General features: G+C 68.5%; 16 protein-coding genes and 1 pseudogene. 13 read left to right on the top strand and 4 right to left on the bottom strand.

Going from position 1 to position 14,887, the window contains the following annotated elements:
- Window positions 1–11: 11 nt before the first annotated feature.
- Window positions 12–545, bottom strand: a complete 534-nt coding sequence (locus tag F6Q13_RS00085; RefSeq protein ID WP_293050456.1) for a hypothetical protein — start codon at window positions 543–545, stop codon at window positions 12–14.
- Between the two features lie 301 nt (window positions 546–846).
- Between F6Q13_RS00085 and carD the strand changes: the two genes are divergently transcribed.
- From carD to F6Q13_RS00055, 6 genes are read left to right on the top strand one after another with little or no spacing between them, the layout of a single operon-like run.
- Window positions 847–1,335: an RNA polymerase-binding transcription factor CarD gene (carD, locus tag F6Q13_RS00080; RefSeq protein ID WP_293050454.1), complete on the top strand. Its 489-nt coding sequence runs from the start codon at window positions 847–849 to the stop codon at window positions 1,333–1,335.
- Between the two features lie 2 nt (window positions 1,336–1,337).
- Window positions 1,338–2,009 carry a 2-C-methyl-D-erythritol 4-phosphate cytidylyltransferase gene (gene ispD / locus F6Q13_RS00075; RefSeq protein ID WP_293050452.1) on the top strand — a complete coding sequence of 224 codons (672 nt, stop codon included), beginning with the start codon at window positions 1,338–1,340 and terminating at the stop codon, window positions 2,007–2,009.
- Window positions 2,006–2,476: a 2-C-methyl-D-erythritol 2,4-cyclodiphosphate synthase gene (ispF, locus tag F6Q13_RS00070; RefSeq protein WP_293050451.1), complete on the top strand. Its 471-nt coding sequence runs from the start codon at window positions 2,006–2,008 to the stop codon at window positions 2,474–2,476. The genes ispD and ispF overlap by 4 nt, the downstream gene beginning before the upstream one ends.
- Before the next feature lie 50 nt (window positions 2,477–2,526).
- Entirely contained in the window at window positions 2,527–3,939 is a 1,413-nt protein-coding gene (gene cysS, locus F6Q13_RS00065; protein WP_293050449.1) for a cysteine--tRNA ligase, read from the top strand.
- Window positions 3,940–4,872, top strand: coding sequence for a 23S rRNA (guanosine(2251)-2'-O)-methyltransferase RlmB (gene rlmB, locus F6Q13_RS00060; protein WP_293050447.1), 933 nt, complete (start codon window positions 3,940–3,942; stop codon window positions 4,870–4,872).
- A gap of 5 nt (window positions 4,873–4,877) precedes the next feature.
- Window positions 4,878–5,771: a glycerophosphodiester phosphodiesterase family protein gene (locus F6Q13_RS00055; protein WP_293050445.1), complete on the top strand. Its 894-nt coding sequence runs from the start codon at window positions 4,878–4,880 to the stop codon at window positions 5,769–5,771.
- A gap of 58 nt (window positions 5,772–5,829) precedes the next feature.
- On the opposite strand, the gene kstR is transcribed toward F6Q13_RS00055, so the two are convergent.
- On the bottom strand, window positions 5,830–6,435 hold the full coding sequence (gene kstR / locus F6Q13_RS00050) for a cholesterol catabolism transcriptional regulator KstR (protein ID WP_293050771.1): 606 nt from the start codon (window positions 6,433–6,435) through the stop codon (window positions 5,830–5,832).
- A 245-nt stretch (window positions 6,436–6,680) separates the two neighbouring features.
- On the opposite strand from kstR, the gene F6Q13_RS00045 reads away from it, so the two are divergent.
- The gene (locus F6Q13_RS00045) at window positions 6,681–8,801 is read left to right on the top strand and encodes an acyl-CoA dehydrogenase (RefSeq protein WP_293050443.1); all 2,121 of its coding nucleotides are present in this window, start codon (window positions 6,681–6,683) and stop codon (window positions 8,799–8,801) included.
- An 81-nt stretch (window positions 8,802–8,882) separates the two neighbouring features.
- Here the strand turns inward: F6Q13_RS00045 and F6Q13_RS00040 are convergent.
- Window positions 8,883–9,038 (bottom strand): annotated as a pseudogene (locus F6Q13_RS00040) (aminotransferase); the annotation flags it as partial.
- 31 nt (window positions 9,039–9,069) lie between these two features.
- Between F6Q13_RS00040 and F6Q13_RS00035 the strand changes: the two are divergent.
- Together F6Q13_RS00035 and F6Q13_RS00030 are read left to right on the top strand one after the other, a co-directional pair.
- The gene (locus F6Q13_RS00035; protein ID WP_293050441.1) at window positions 9,070–9,339 is read left to right on the top strand and encodes a type II toxin-antitoxin system Phd/YefM family antitoxin; all 270 of its coding nucleotides are present in this window, start codon (window positions 9,070–9,072) and stop codon (window positions 9,337–9,339) included.
- Entirely contained in the window at window positions 9,336–9,746 is a 411-nt protein-coding gene (locus tag F6Q13_RS00030) for a type II toxin-antitoxin system VapC family toxin (protein WP_293050439.1), read from the top strand. Before F6Q13_RS00035 ends, F6Q13_RS00030 begins: the two co-directional genes overlap by 4 nt.
- 28 nt (window positions 9,747–9,774) lie before the next feature.
- Here F6Q13_RS00030 and F6Q13_RS00025 read toward each other — a convergent pair whose 3' ends face one another.
- Window positions 9,775–10,836 carry a ferredoxin--NADP reductase gene (locus F6Q13_RS00025; protein ID WP_293050437.1) on the bottom strand — a complete coding sequence of 354 codons (1,062 nt, stop codon included), beginning with the start codon at window positions 10,834–10,836 and terminating at the stop codon, window positions 9,775–9,777.
- A 144-nt stretch (window positions 10,837–10,980) separates the two neighbouring features.
- Between F6Q13_RS00025 and hsaA the strand changes: the two genes are divergently transcribed.
- From hsaA to F6Q13_RS00005, 4 genes are all read left to right on the top strand, one after another.
- Window positions 10,981–12,165 carry a 3-hydroxy-9,10-secoandrosta-1,3,5(10)-triene-9,17-dione monooxygenase oxygenase subunit gene (hsaA, locus tag F6Q13_RS00020; protein ID WP_293050435.1) on the top strand — a complete coding sequence of 395 codons (1,185 nt, stop codon included), beginning with the start codon at window positions 10,981–10,983 and terminating at the stop codon, window positions 12,163–12,165.
- Between the two features lie 7 nt (window positions 12,166–12,172).
- Window positions 12,173–13,087 (top strand): iron-dependent extradiol dioxygenase HsaC, encoded by a 915-nt coding sequence (gene hsaC / locus F6Q13_RS00015; protein ID WP_293050433.1) that lies wholly within the window; start codon window positions 12,173–12,175, stop codon window positions 13,085–13,087.
- On the top strand, window positions 13,084–13,641 hold the full coding sequence (gene hsaB, locus F6Q13_RS00010) for a 3-hydroxy-9,10-secoandrosta-1,3,5(10)-triene-9,17-dione monooxygenase reductase subunit (protein WP_293050431.1): 558 nt from the start codon (window positions 13,084–13,086) through the stop codon (window positions 13,639–13,641). Before hsaC ends, hsaB begins: the two co-directional genes overlap by 4 nt.
- Window positions 13,642–13,920: 279 nt before the next feature.
- Window positions 13,921–14,887 (top strand): PGRS repeat-containing protein (locus tag F6Q13_RS00005; RefSeq protein WP_367140695.1); only part of this gene is annotated, 967 nt, incomplete at its 3' end.

The following is a 14,887-nucleotide window of genomic DNA, read 5'->3' as shown; positions in this document are numbered from 1 at the left end:
GGGTCCGACAGTCAGGGCTGCTTGGTTGGTGCGGAAATCGGCACCTGCACGCTGCCGCGTCCGGCCTTCTCGAAGTCGAAGGTGAAGTTGTAGGTCAGGCCATTGGTGATCGGCTTGTCCAAGGTCACCGTGGCCCTGGCGTTCTCGGCGGCCGTCACGGCGCCGGTCGCCTTGTTGTTCTGGTCGTCGCCGACGAACAGGACACCGCCGGCCGGCACCCGCGAATTACCGGACAGTGTCACCGGACCGATGTCGGTGGTGACGTCGACCAGAGTGTCGTCGGAGTCCGGTGACTGGTTGGCGACGACCATGACCAGGTCCACCCGGTGGCCGGGCCGCAGGAAGTCGCCGTGCTGGACGGCCTGCAGGTGGATGTTGCGCAGCGCCATGTTGTTGATGGTCACCTCGGAGCCGTTCACGGCCGACTGCTCCTTGGCCGTCTGGGCGACTTGGCCGGCGCTGCAGCCGCTGAGTGCGGCGGCGAGCACGCTGCCGGCCGCCAGGGCGGCGACGATGCGGGCGTGGCGGACATCGAAGCGGTGCACTGAAAGCCTCCTGCTCAGCCCCGTAGCGGCACGGGATTCGATTACGCACAGTAGTAGGTCGCCGCGGCGGGCGGAAGCGCAGGCCTCGACGCGGCGCAGTACCATCGGTGATGCCCCCGAGAGGGCCACACCGAAGGTCCTGCCGGGATCCCGCCGGGTCTCCCAAAAGGTCGGTCGCATACATGAATTCGCCGGTTTGTCAACCCCAACCTGCGCGATCGGTGCCCCTGACCTGCACCGTTGTTCCGCGCGCCGCGGGGCGCCGTGTTAGCATTGACGTAACGAAAGGGGCTCGAAGCAGATGATTTTCAAGGTCGGAGACACCGTTGTCTATCCACACCATGGTGCTGCGTTAATCGAGGCGATCGAAACTCGGACCATCAAAGGGGAACAAAAGGAATACCTGGTCTTGAAGGTCGCGCAGGGAGACCTGACCGTGCGGGTGCCCGCCGAGAATGCCGAGTACGTCGGCGTCCGCGATGTGGTCGGCCAGGAGGGCCTCGACAAGGTGTTCCAGGTGCTCCGTGCACCGCACACCGAAGAGCCGACCAACTGGTCCCGTCGTTACAAGGCCAACCTGGAAAAACTCGCCTCCGGCGACGTCAACAAGGTCGCCGAGGTCGTGCGCGATCTGTGGCGCCGCGACCAGGAGCGCGGACTGTCCGCCGGCGAGAAGCGCATGCTGGCCAAGGCGCGCCAAATCCTGGTCGGCGAATTGGCGCTGGCCGAAAGCACCGACGACGCCAAGGCGACAACCATCCTCGACGAGGTGCTGGCCGCCGCGTCCTGACTGTGACGAGCACGGTCGCGGTTGTCCCGGCCGCGGGCATGGGGCATCGGCTGGCTGCTGAGATTCCCAAAGCGTTCCTTGCGCTGAACGGGCGCACCCTGGTCGAACGCGCCGTCGCGGGCCTGCGGGACTCCGGCGTCGTCGACGGTGTCGTGGTGGCGGTGCCGCCGGACCGCGTTGACCAGGCCAAACTTCTTCTCGGGAGCGACGTCACGATCGTGGCGGGCGGGGCCAGCCGAGGTGAATCGGTGAGGCGCGCGCTGGCAGAACTTTCCGGGGCGAGGAAGCCGGATTTCGTGCTGGTGCACGACGCGGCGCGGGCGCTGACACCGCCGGGGCTGGTGGTACGCGTGGTGCAGGCGCTACGGGCGGGGCATATGGCTGTCGCTCCGGCACTGCCGGTGCCCGACACCATCAAGGCGGTCGACGCCAACGGGGTGGTGTTGGGTACGCCGGCGCGGGCCGGACTGCGGGCGGTGCAGACTCCGCAGGGATTCACGACGGACCTGCTGCTGCGCGCCTACCGAGGGGCCGGAACTGCTGATGTCACCGACGACGCGTCGAGAGTCGAGCAGCTGGGTGATCAGGTTCAGGTGATCGACGGCGACCCGCTGGCGTTCAAGATCACCACCCCGCTCGACCTGCTGCTGGCTCAGGCGATCGTGACCCGATGAACATCCGGATCGGTCTGGGCACCGACGTCCACCCGATCGCGCCCGGACGACCCTGCTGGCTGCTGGGCCTGCTCTTTCCCGAGGCTGACGGCTGTGCCGGGCACTCCGACGGCGACGTCGCGGTACACGCGTTGTGCGACGCGTTATTGTCCGCGGCCGGGCTGGGCGACATCGGTGAGGTCTTCGGTGTGGACAATCCGCGCTGGACCGCCGTCAGCGGAGCCGACATGCTCGGTCACGTCGCCGGGCTGCTCGCACGGCACGGCTACCGGGTCGGCAACGCCGCCGTGCAGGTGATCGGCAACCGGCCCAGGGTCGGGCCGCGCCGCGGTGAGGCCCAGGAGCTGTTGTCGGGGATCCTCGCCGCTCCGGTATCGGTGTCGGCCACCACCACCGACGGGCTGGGCCTGACGGGCCGCGGCGAGGGCCTGGCGGCGATCGCCACGGCGTTGGTGGTCACGATCTGACCGCTCGAGGAGAAGGGGGCACAACGGTTTAGCCGGTAAGCTGGCACGTCGTGACCGACGGGCCCGGCCTGCGACTGCGCGACACCATGACCGGTGCCATGCGGGAGTTTGTGCCGCTGCGGCCCGGACACGTCTCCATCTACCTGTGCGGCGCGACCGTGCAGGGCCTGCCGCATGTCGGCCACGTCCGCAGCGGGGTGGCATTCGATGTGCTGCGCCGCTGGCTGATGGCCCGCGGCTTCGACGTCGCGTTCATCCGCAACGTCACCGACATCGACGACAAGATCCTCACCAAGGCCGCCGCGGCGGGTCGACCGTGGTGGGAATGGGCAGCCACGTACGAGCGTGCGTTTGTCAGCGCCTACGACGCCCTGGGGATCTTGCCGCCGTCGGCCGAGCCCCGCGCCACGGGCCATATCACCCAGATGGTGGAGCTGATGCAGCGGTTGATCGACTCCGGTCATGCCTATACCGGCAACGGCGACGTCTACTTCGACGTGTCGAGCTATCCCGACTACGGTCGGCTCTCCGGACACCGGCTTGACGACGTCCAGGAAGGTCTCGATCAGGGTGAAGACGTGGCCGCCGGCAAGCGCGACCAGCGTGATTTCACCCTGTGGAAAGGCGCCAAGCCGGGCGAGCCGTCGTGGCCCACCCCGTGGGGTCGTGGCCGCCCGGGCTGGCATCTGGAGTGTTCGGCGATGGCCCGGACATATCTGGGCTCTGAGTTCGATATCCATTGCGGTGGAATCGATTTGGTTTTCCCGCATCACGAGAACGAGATCGCCCAGAGCCGCGCGGCCGGTGACGGATTCGCCCGGTACTGGCTGCACAACGGCTGGGTGACCATGGGCGGGGAGAAGATGAGCAAGTCGCTGGGCAACGTGCTGGCGATTCCCGCTGTGCTGGAGCGGGTGCGGCCCGCCGAGCTGCGCTACTACCTGGGCAGCGCGCATTACCGCTCGATGCTGGAGTTCTCCGAGGCCGCGCTGCATGATGCGGTCAGGGCCTACCAGGGCATCGAGGAGTTTCTGCACCGGGTGCGCAACCGGGTGGGTGCGGTCGTTGCCGGGCAGTGGCCGCCGCGGTTCGCGGCCGCCCTCGATGACGATCTCGCGGTACCGGCCGCGCTGGCCGAGGTGCACCACGCCCGCGCGGAGGGCAACCGGGCGCTCGAAGCCGGTGACCACGACGGCGCCATGGCCCAGGCCACCGCAATCCGGGCGATGATGGGCGTCCTGGGCTGCGATCCGCTCGACGAACGCTGGGAATCCCATGCGGAGGCGTCGGCCGCGCTGGCCGCCGTCGAGGTGCTGGTGCACGCCGAGCTGGAGCGGCGCGAACGGGCGCGCCAACAGCGCGACTGGAAGCTGGCAGACGAGATCCGCGAGCGGCTCAAGCGGGCCGGGATCGAGGTCACCGATACCGCCGACGGACCCCAGTGGTCCTTGGAAGCCCGCTAGATGCCCGGCAATTCCGGGCGCCGGGGGGCGGTCCGCAAACCCGGGAGCAAAAAGGGGCCGAGCGTCGGCTCGGGCGGCCGGCGCCGCCGCGGCCTGGAGGGCCGCGGGCCCACGCCGCCCGCGCATTTGCGGCCCCATCATCCCGCCGCCAAGCGGCTCAAGGCCGCGCCGCGGCGGTCGGCGAAACGCAGCGGAGACGACGTCGAAATAGTCTTGGGCCGTAACCCGGTGCTGGAATGCCTGCGCGCCGGTGTTCCCGCGACCGCGCTCTACGTGGCGCTGGGCACCCAGGCCGACGATCGGCTGGCCGAGTCCGTCACGCTCGCAGCCGATTCCGGTATTGCGATCCTCGAGGTGCCGCGCAGCGACCTGGACCGAATGACCACCAACGGCCTGCATCAGGGCATCGCGTTGCAAGTGCCGCCGTACGACTATGCCCACCCCGGGGATCTGATCGCCGCCGCGATCGATTCTCCACCGGCGCTGCTGGTGGCGTTGGACAACATCTCCGATCCGCGCAACCTCGGTGCCATCGTGCGGTCGGTGGCCGCCTTCGCCGGCCACGGGGTGTTGATCCCGCAGCGACGTTCCGCCTCGGTGACCGCGGTGGCGTGGCGGACCAGCGCCGGTGCGGCGGCCCGGGTTCCGGTGGCTCGGACCACCAATCTGACTCGCACGCTGAAGGATTGGGCCGATCGTGGTCTGGAGCTGATCGGGTTGGACGCCGACGGCGACACCTCCCTCGACGACCTCGACGGCACCGGCCCGGTAGTGCTCGTCGTCGGCTCCGAAGGCAAGGGCCTGTCTCGGCTGGTGCGGCAGAATTGCGACACGGTCGTCTCGATTCCGATGGCGGGCCCGACCGAGTCGCTGAATGCGTCGGTGGCTGCGGGAGTGGTGCTGGCTGAAATCGCCCGCCAGCGACGACGGTGACGCGGTTGGCCATTCGCCTTGGCGCACTGGCCCTGGCGGTCGTCGTTGTTCTCGGTCCGCTGCCGCAGTCCGGTGCGCAACCGCTCGGCTTCGAGCTGGTGGCCCATCAAGGTGGTGCTCGTGCACTCGAAACAGGAGTCAGCACCTTGGAGTTCGATATCGGCATCACCTTAGACCGGGAACCATTGGTGTGGCACGACGAGACGATGGGGCCGCAGAAGTGCGCCGACACCGCGCCGGCGTTCCCGGGTGACCCGCGCTATCCCTACGCCGGCAAGCGGGTGCACGAGCTCACCCTGGCCGAGATCCGCACGCTGGACTGCGGCCGCAGGATTGCGACGCTACCCGAAATTTTTGCGCTCACCGATGCCTATCGGGCCGACGTGCGCTACGACATCGAGACCAAAGTCGACGCGCAAGACCCTGGCGCGACCGCCGGACCCGAGGAGTTCGTCGACGTGATCCTGGCCGCCGTCCGCTCGGCGGGCAAGGCTGATCGGGTCGAGATCGAAAGTTTCGACTGGCGAACGCTGACGGCGGTGCGCGCGGCGGAGCCGTCGATTCCCGGGGTGGCGCTGTGGAACCAGACCACGTGGCAACCCGGTTCGCCGTGGCTGGCCGGAATCAACCCGGCCGTCGTCGGTGACCCGCTGGTGGGCGCGCTGATGGTCGGTGCCAGCATCGTTTCGCCCAGTTATCCGCTGGTCGACCGGGCGTTGGTCGACCGGGCGCACGCGCTGGGCCTCAGGGTTGTTCCGTGGACGATCAACGACGCCGACGTCATGCGCGCCCAGATCGCCGCCGGGGTGGACGGCATCATCACCGACTATCCGGCGACGCTTCGTGCGGTGATGGCCCAGTTCGACATGCCGTTGCCGCCTGCCGTTCATCGACAGTGAAACCGTTGCGAAAAATTCGGCCGATCATCGCACCGGATTCACGCTCGGTGCGCGGCGGTCACACCTTCGCGGTTTCGCCGTCGCCGACCAACAGTCGCACCGCCAGGTCGAGGCGTTTGCTCACATCGGTAGCCGAGGCTCGGCGAGTCAGCCACGCCAGCAGATTCGACAACCACACGTTGGAGATGACCCGGGCGATGTGGTACTGGTCCTCGGTCGGCTCGCCGTCGGCCATCGCCCGGGCGAACATCGCGTCGATCAGTTTCTCCACGTGATCGACCTCACCTGCCGCCGAGGCGTCGGCGAACACGTACGCGCGGGTCATCGCCTCGGTCAGCAGCGGGTTGCGCTGCATCGCCCGGTTGAGTTTGCTGACCATGAAGTTCAGCCGCTGATACGGGGTTCCTCCGGGCACCGCGGACCGGTCCGTCTTGGCCTCGATGCGTTCGAACTCACGGCCCAGGGCGGACACCAGCAGGTGGACTTTCGACGGGAAATAGCGGTACAGCGTTCCCACCGCTACATCTGCCCGGTCGGCCACCGCGCGCATCTGGACTGCCTCGTAGCCGCCCTTGGCGGCGATCGCCATCGTCGCGTCGAGGATGCGCTTGCGCCGCTCGCGCTGGGCTTCCGACCCGAGCTCGGACTCGGCCAGCACGGCCACGCTCATCACCTCGCGTGGCTGCGCGTCGGACGGGCTGGTGTTGGCCGGCTCCGGGCTGGAGGAGGACATGGGACGGGCAGCTCCTTCCTGTTGCGTCCGCGATCCAAACGATACGCACGTCGGGGTGTACTTCCCACCTCTGTACCGCCGAGTGTCCGGTCGTCGACTTGACGGCCGGTCGCTGGCACCATTAGAACACGTTCTAGTGGGCGGGGCGTCCCGTCGTCGCGAATGAGGAGCCAATCGTGTCAGCGAGCATCACCGATCATCAGCTCGCGGCGCGCGAACTGGTGCGCGAGTGGGGCGCGCGATCAGGTGCCGGGTCGGTTTGCCGGGCCGCGGTCCGCGACATCGAACAGGGCAAGGCCGATGCCTGGCGGCCGGTTTTCGAGAACCTGGCCGGCCTGGGGCTGTTCGGTGTCGCAGTTCCCGAAGAGTGCGGCGGTGCGGGCGGCGGCGTCGAGGATCTGTGCGCGATGCTCGACGAGGCCGCCACAGTGCTGGCGCCGGGTCCGGTGGCGACGACGGCGCTGGCCGCGCTCGTGGTCACCGACCCGGTGTTGCGCACCGGGCTGGCATCCGGTGAGCGGGTCGCCGGACTGGCGCTCGGCGGTAACGTGGAGTTCGACGCGCAACGCAACTGCGTCTCGGGCCACCTGCCGTGGGTGCTCGGTGCCGACGCCGCGGGCCTGGTGTTGCTGCCGGCCGACGGGAAGTGGCTGCTCGTGGACGCCGGCGACGACGGCGTCGCAGTCGAGCCGCTGCGCGCCACCGACTTCTCCCGACCGCTGGCGCGGGTGGTGCTGACCTCCGCGCCGGCGGCCGTGATCGCCGAGCAGCCGGTCGAGGACCTGGCTGCCACCGTGTTGGCCGCCGAGGCGGCCGGGGTGGCCCGCTGGGCGGTGGACACCGCCGTCGCCTACGCCAAGGTGCGCGAGCAGTTCGGCAAGCCGATCGGCAGCTTCCAGGCCGTCAAGCACATCTGCGCGGAGATGCTGTGCCGTGCCGAGCAGGTCGCGGTGGCCGCCGCCGACGCCGCGCACGCCGCCACCGACGCCGACCGCAGCCAGTTGTCGATCGCCGCGGCGATCGCCGCCGGCATCGGTATCGACGCCGCCAAGGCCAACCTCAAGGACTGCATCCAGGTGTTGGGCGGCATCGGCATCACCTGGGAGCACGACGCACACCTGTACCTGCGCCGCGCCTACGGCATCGGGCAGTTCCTCGGCGGTTCGGCGCGTTGGCTACGCCGCACCGCAGCGCTGACCCGGGCCGGAGTCCGTCGACGGCTGAGCATCGATCTCAGCGCCGTCGCTGCTCTGCGGCCCCAGATCGCGGCTACCGTGGCCGACATCGCCGCGCTCCCCGCGGACCGGCGCCAGGCGGCTCTTGCCGAGGCGGGACTGTTGGCGCCGCACTGGCCCAAGCCCCACGGCCGCAGTGCGGGACCGGCCGAGCAGCTGCTGATCGACCAGGAGATGTCGGCGGCCGGCGTCGAGCGCCCCGATCTGGTGATCGGCTGGTGGGCGGCACCGACCATCCTCGAACACGGCACGCCCGAGCAGGTGCAGCGGTTCGTTCCGGCCACCCTGCGCGGCGAGATCTTTTGGTGTCAGCTGTTTTCTGAGCCCGATGCCGGCTCCGACCTGGCGTCGCTGCGCACCAAGGCCGTGCGGGTCGACGGCGGTTGGGAACTGACCGGACAGAAGGTGTGGACGTCCTCGGCGCACAAGGCGCAGTTCGGGGTCTGCCTGGCCCGTACCGATCCCGACGCGCCGAAGCACAAGGGCATCACATACTTCCTGGTCGACATGAGCGCCCCGGGCATCGAGATCCGGCCGATGCGCGAGATCACCGGCGACGCCCTGTTCAACGAAGTCTTTTTGGACCGCGTGTTCGTGCCCGACGACAATGTCGTCGGGGCGGTGAACGACGGCTGGCGCCTGGCGCGCACCACGCTGGCCAACGAGCGGGTCGCGATGGCCACCGGCACCGCGCTGGGCGACCCGATGGAGCAGCTGCTGGTGGCGGTGGCCGACATCGACCTCGACGCCGCGCAACAGGATCGGCTGGCGCGGTTGATCACCACCGCGCAGGCCGGCTCGCTGCTGGATCAGCGCATCGCCGAGCTGGCCGTCGGCGGACAGGATCCGGGCGCGCAGTCCAGTGTCCGCAAGCTCATCGGCGTGCGGTACCGGCAGGCGCTGGCCGAATACCGGATGGATCTGAGCGACGGCGCCGGCATCGTCGAGGACCGCACCGTGCACGATTTCCTCAACACCCGTTGCCTGACGATCGCCGGCGGGACCGAGCAGATCCTGCTCACGCTGGCCGCCGAACGGCTGTTGGGCCTGCCGCGGGATTGAGCGGCCGCAACCATGGGTCACCGTGCCACTCGTCGTGTACAGGGTACGCCGGATGTACAGGACGGCCGCTGCGCTTGCTGCCTACATCGCGTCGAGTAAGCGCTCCAAATCCGCCTCGGTGTTGTAAAGGTGGAAACCGACCCGGGCCGCACCGGAGCGCACCGCTGCCCGGATCCCGGCTCGCGGCAACGCATCAGCCGCGTGGGGGGCGGGTATGGACACGATCGCCGAGTCGCGGTGACAACACCATAGTGCTACCATGTGCTACATGGAGATCATCGGGGTCAGGGAACTACGCCAAAATGCGAGCCGCTATTTGGCCCGGGTGCGCTCCGGAGAAGTGGTAGGAGTGACTCAGCGGGGCCGATTGGTGGCCCGGTTGGTTCCGGTCACAACCGACCGGTGGGCCGATTTGGTTGCGAGCGGGGAGGTTTTACCGGCCCGGACCTCGCATGAAGATGTTCTGGCCAACCCGCCGCGCGACTACGGATTCAGCGGTTCCGAGGAGTTGCAGCGGCTGCGTCGTGACGAGCGATGATCTACCTCGATACCTCCGCATTGGTGAAGCTCGTCGTCAACGAACCCGAATCGTCGGCGTTGCGCGGGTATCTCGGTGACAATGTCGAACGAACCTGGTTCACCGCTGCGCTGGCCCGTACCGAGCTCGTCCGTGCGGTGGCTCGCCTCGGCACGCCGGATGCCGTCGAACACGCCCGCGCGATTCTCGCCGGCATGGACATAGTCGCGCTGACAGGCCGACTACTCGACGCCGCGGCGATGCTGCGGCCACTCGAGCTGCGTACCTTGGACGCCATCCACCTGGCGGCCGCCCAGTCGGCCGCGGATCAGCTCGATGCCGTCGTCACTTATGACGCGCGGATGTTCGACGGTGCTCAACAAGCCGAACTGCCGGTCGTCGCGCCCGCCGCAGAGCTGCCGCGCTGATGCACCCGTGCAGAACTGAAGGTCGCGGCTACTCGTCGTAGGTGACTTCGACTGCATCGGTGTCCGGGTGGGCCTGACAGGCCAGGATGAGCCCGTCGTCGAGGTCCTGCTGCTCGAGCACGTCGTTGAACTCCATGTGCACCTTGCCGTTACGCAGGCTGGTCGCGCAGGCGCCGCAGTGGCCTTCACGGCACGAGAACGGCGCGTCGAGGCCGGCGTCCAACAGCACGTCGAGCAGTTTTGCCCGCCGCGGCCACGACAACGTGCGGGTCTCGCCGTCGAGCTGCACCACCACGGTGGCCGGCGGCTCGTCACCGTCGTCTTCGATGTGCACCGCGGCGAACGGATCGGTCTGCAGCGATGTGAACACCTCGATGTGGATGTTCCGGGCCGGCACGCCCAGCGATTCGAGGGCTTGCCGGGCGGCCGCCATGAACGGCCCGGGGCCGCAGATGAACGCCTGCCGGTCGGTGCACGGGGCAGCCAACGTGGCCAAGGCGGCCACGCTCGGCAGGCCCTGCAGCGACTCCAACCAGTGCACGACGCTCAGCCGGCCGGGATATTTGGCGGCCAGTTCGCGCAGCGCGTCGGCGAAGATCACCGAGCGCTCGTCGCGGTTGGCATAGATCAGCATCACCTGCCCGCTGCCCTGCACCAGCGCGGACTTGCAGATCGACATGATCGGGGTGATCCCGCTGCCCGCGGCGATCAGCAGGAAGTCGTCGTCGAGCGTCTCGGGCACGAAAGTGCCTGACGGGGCCAGTACGTGGATGGCCATCCCCGGGTGTGCGTGGTCGCACAGCCAGTTCGACGCGTACCCTTCGCGCTTGACGGTGACCGTGAGCGCGTCGTCGGTGAACGGTGAGCTGGACAGCGAATAGCAGCGTGCCACCGAGCCGGTGCGCTCGCTGGGAATGCGCAGGGTCAGAAACTGCCCGGGCGCATACCGCAACCGGTCGGCCGGGATGTCGGGGTCGTGCGGACCGTGCGGGACCGCGAACACCAGCGACCGCGCGTCGTCGGTTTCGGCGATGACGTCGGCGATCTGCAGTTTCAGGACATGGGTGCCGAGCGGCTCGTCGCCCGTCACGACGCGACCCTTTCTGTCATAACTAGAACAGGTTACAAAAAACTTACTCCGCTTCGCTACCAGCCGCAGGCATACCCTGCTCGACACAAATCGGAACCTGTTCTAGTCTCTGAGGTAACTACGCCACTCTCGGGAGGCAATGCCGTGACGTCCATTCAACAGCGTGACGCCCAGTCGGTCCTGGCCGGTATCGACGATCTGCTTCCGCAGCTGGCCGAGCGCGCTCAGGCCACCGAGGATCTGCGCCGGCTGCCCGACGAGACCGTCAAGGCGCTCGACGAGGTCGGTTTCTTCACGCTGCTGCAACCCCGGCAGTGGGGCGGTCTGGAATGCGATCCGGCGTTGTTCTTCGAGGCAGCGCGCCGTCTTGCCAGTGCCTGCGGCTCAACCGGCTGGGTGGGATCGATTATCGGCGTGCACAACTGGCACCTGGCGCTGTTCGACCAGAAGGCCCAGGAAGAGGTGTGGGGCGAGGACCCGACCGTGCGGATCTCCTCGTCGTACGCGCCGATGGGTGCCGGCACCGTGGTCGACGGCGGCTACCTGGTCAACGGTTCGTGGAACTGGTCGTCGGGCTGTGACCACGCGACCTGGTGCTTTGTGGGCGGGCCGGTGATCAAGGACGGGCGGCCAGTCGACTTCGGCAGCTTCTTGATCCCGCGCACGCAGTACCGCATCGACGACGTCTGGCATGTGGTGGGCCTGCGGGGCACCGGCAGCAACACCATCGCGGTCAAAGACGTCTTCGTCCCGCGGTACCGGTTCCTGTCCTACAAGGCGATGAACGACCACACTGCCGGCGGGTTGGCGGCCAACACCGCACCGGTGTACAAGATGCCATGGGGCACTATGCATCCCACCACGATCTCGGCGCCCATCGTCGGCATGGCCTACGGTGCCTACCGCGCGCACGTCGAGCACCAGGGCAAGCGGGTGCGCGCCGCATTCGCCGGCGAAAAGGCCAGAGACGATCCGTTCGCCAAGGTTCGCATCGCCGAGGCCGCCAGCGACATCGACGCGGCGTGGCGCCAGCTGATCGGCAACGTCAGCGAGGAATACGCGTTGTTGGCCGCCGGCAGGGAGATCCCGTTCGAGCTGCGCGCCCGTGCCCGCCGCGACCAGGTTCGCGCCACCGGCCGGGCGCTCGCCTCGATCGACCGGCTGTTCGAGGCTTCCGGTGCCACTGCGCTGGCCAATGATGCTCCGCTTCAACGGTTCTGGCGCGATGCGCACGCGGGGCGCGTGCACGCCGCCAACGACCCGGAGCGTGCGTACGTGATCTTCGGCAATCACGAGTTCGGGTTGCCGCCCGGAGACACGATGGTCTGAGCGCCCGATGAGTATCCGGTCGCTGGGTTACCTGCGCATCGAGGCCACCGACGTGGCCGCGTGGCGCGAGTACGGCCTGAAAGTCCTCGGGATGGTGGAGGGAACCGGATCCACCGAGGGCGCGCTGTATCTGCGGATGGACGACTTCCCGGCCCGGCTGGTGATCGTGCCCGGCGACCGCGACCGGCTCGCGGCAGCCGGTTGGGAATGCGCCAACGCCGAAGGCCTGCAGGAGATCCGCAACCGGCTCGACGTCGAGGGCACTCCGTACAAGGAAGCCACCGCCACGGAACTGGCGGACCGGCGCGTCGACGAGATGATCGCGTTCGCCGACCCGTCGGGTAACCGCCTGGAGGTCTTCCACGGCGTCGCGCTCGAGCACCGCCGCGTCGTCAGCCCGTACGGACACAAATTCGTCACCGGCGAGCAGGGGCTGGGACATGTGGTGCTGTGCACCCGTGACGATGCCGAGTCGCTGCATTTCTACCGCGACGTGCTCGGCTTCACGCTGCGTGACTCGATGCGGCTGCCGCCTCAGCTGGTCGGCCGGCCCGCCGACGGCCCGTCGGCCTGGCTGCGTTTCTTTGGCTGCAACCCGCGCCACCACAGTCTGGCGTTCATGCCCGCACTCACCCCGAGCGGCATCGTGCACCTGATGGTCGAGGTGGAGAACTCCGACGACGTCGGGCTGTGCCTGGATCGGGCGTTGCGCCGCAAGGTACCGATGTCGGCCACGTTGGGCCGGCACGTCAACGACTTGATGCTGTCGTTCTACATGAAAACCCCAGGCGGTTTCGATATCGAATTCGGTTGTGAGGGAAGAAAAGTCGATGACCGCTATTGGATCGCCCGGGAAAGCACCGCGGTGAGCCTGTGGGGTCACGATTTCACGGTCGGGTTCCGCGACACGCAGCTGCAATGACCTTGGATTCGCAAGCCTTCCGGCAGGTGCTGGGGCAATTCTGCACCGGCATCACGGTCATCGCCACCGTGCACGACGACGCCCCCGTCGGGTTCGCCTGCCAATCGTTCGCCGCGCTGTCCCTGGAGCCGCCGTTGGTGCTGTTCTGCCCGACCAAGGTGTCGCGCTCGTGGCGGGCGATCGAGGCTGCCGGGAAGTTCTGCGTCAACGTGCTCACCGAGGATCAAAAAGATGTCTCGGCGCGCTTCGGCTCCACCGAACCGGACAAGTTCGCCGGCATCGATTGGAGTCTGTCGCCGTTGGGTTCGCCGATCATCGACGGGTCGCTGGCCTACATCGACTGCACGGTGGCCGCGGTGCACGACGGTGGAGACCACTTCGTGGTGTTCGGCGCGGTGCAGTCACTGTCGGAGGTGCCCACGATCAAGCCGCGTCCGCTGCTGTTCTACCGCGGCCAATACACCGGCATCGAGCCCGACAAGACCACCCCGGCGCAGTGGCGTGACGACCTCGAGGCGTTCCTGACGACGACCACTCGGGACACCTGGCTGTAAACCGCAGCGCGCCGAACAACCCGCCGGGCCGGACGCCAGGTAGGTCGCACCAAGGTGACCCGCATGATCCTCGACGACTTCGGACCGATCACCCTGTGTGGCTCTGTCGATGCCCCCGGCGTTTCATTGACAGGTGCCCGCGGACCCGCTACGGTCGCGCGCGCGACGTGCTCGCGCAAGGAACCGGTGGTGGGTCGGGTAGTGGCTGGTAGCGGTAAGGACCACGGCACCCGACGGCGTCGTCGTGTGGTCGGCCTGGGTACGGTCGCCGGTGCCGTTGTGGCTGCAGCGACCAGCCCCCTGGCCATGCCGCACGCCCACGCCGACATCGTCGACCTCGTCATCGACCCGATCATCGGGTCCCTCACGAGTCTGGATCCCCTCGCGGGTTCAGTGACTTCCGCTGATCCGGCGTTTGCTCTACCCTCCGATCCGCTGGCCGGGCTCGTGGTGCCCACCGATCCCGCGGCCGGTGCCGATCCGGCCACCGCCAACCTGCTGCAAACCCTCGGCGAATACTGGATCAACAGTCCGCTCGGCGAGCGAATCGACGCGATCATCAACGCGCCGACCAACCTGCTGTTCGGGCGGGATCTGATCGGCAACGGTGTCGACGGCACCGCGGCGGACCCCAACGGCGGTGCCGGCGGGTTCCTCTTCGGCGACGGCGGAGACGGCTACAGCTCTACTGCCGCCGGTGTGGTCGGCGGTAACGGCGGGAATGCCGGTTTGTTCGGCGACGGCGGCGCCGGCGGCGCCGGTGGGCCCGGCGCCGATGGCGGTAACGGCGGTGCCGGTGGCATCTTGTTCGGCAACGGCGGCGCCGGCGGTGACGGCGGTGCCGCCGTCGTACCGGGCGGGGTTGGCGGGAACGGCGGAGCCGGAGGTCAAGCCATCACCCGATGGGGCTTCCTCGGTGACGTCAGCGGTGGTACCGGCGGTGCGGGCGGGGCCGGCGGTGCCGCGTCGGCGACCGAGGCCGCCGGTGACGGTGGGGCCGGTGGGGCCGGGGGCGCCGTCAAGTCCGCGTTGGACGTCTTCGGGGACGTCAGCGGCGGCGCCGGCGGTGCGGGTGGGGTCGGCGGGACCGGGACCACCGGTGCTGCGGGGGCTGACGGGGCGAATGGCACCGTGGCCGATGTTCATGGGGCTAACGGCGGTGCGGGCGGTGACGGCGGACCTGGTGGCAAGGGCGGGGCTGGTGGTGTCGGGGGGCGTGGGGGGTGGTTGGTTGGGGCCGGCGGGG

It is taken from the genome of Mycobacterium sp. (assembly GCF_008709575.1).
Taxonomy (GTDB): domain Bacteria; phylum Actinomycetota; class Actinomycetes; order Mycobacteriales; family Mycobacteriaceae; genus Mycobacterium.
The sequence above is the reverse complement of the archived record's forward strand: the minus strand, read 5'-3'. Positions and strand labels throughout refer to the sequence as shown.

Coding starts and splice junctions, on each gene's coding strand:
- carD (WP_293050454.1), top strand. CDS start 847: ATGATTTTCAAGGTCGGAGACACCGTTGTCTATCCACACCATGGTGCT.
- ispF (WP_293050451.1), top strand. CDS start 2,006: ATGAACATCCGGATCGGTCTGGGCACCGACGTCCACCCGATCGCGCCC.
- rlmB (WP_293050447.1), top strand. CDS start 3,940: ATGCCCGGCAATTCCGGGCGCCGGGGGGCGGTCCGCAAACCCGGGAGC.
- F6Q13_RS00035 (WP_293050441.1), top strand. CDS start 9,070: ATGGAGATCATCGGGGTCAGGGAACTACGCCAAAATGCGAGCCGCTAT.
- F6Q13_RS00030 (WP_293050439.1), top strand. CDS start 9,336: ATGATCTACCTCGATACCTCCGCATTGGTGAAGCTCGTCGTCAACGAA.
- hsaC (WP_293050433.1), top strand. CDS start 12,173: ATGAGTATCCGGTCGCTGGGTTACCTGCGCATCGAGGCCACCGACGTG.
- hsaB (WP_293050431.1), top strand. CDS start 13,084: ATGACCTTGGATTCGCAAGCCTTCCGGCAGGTGCTGGGGCAATTCTGC.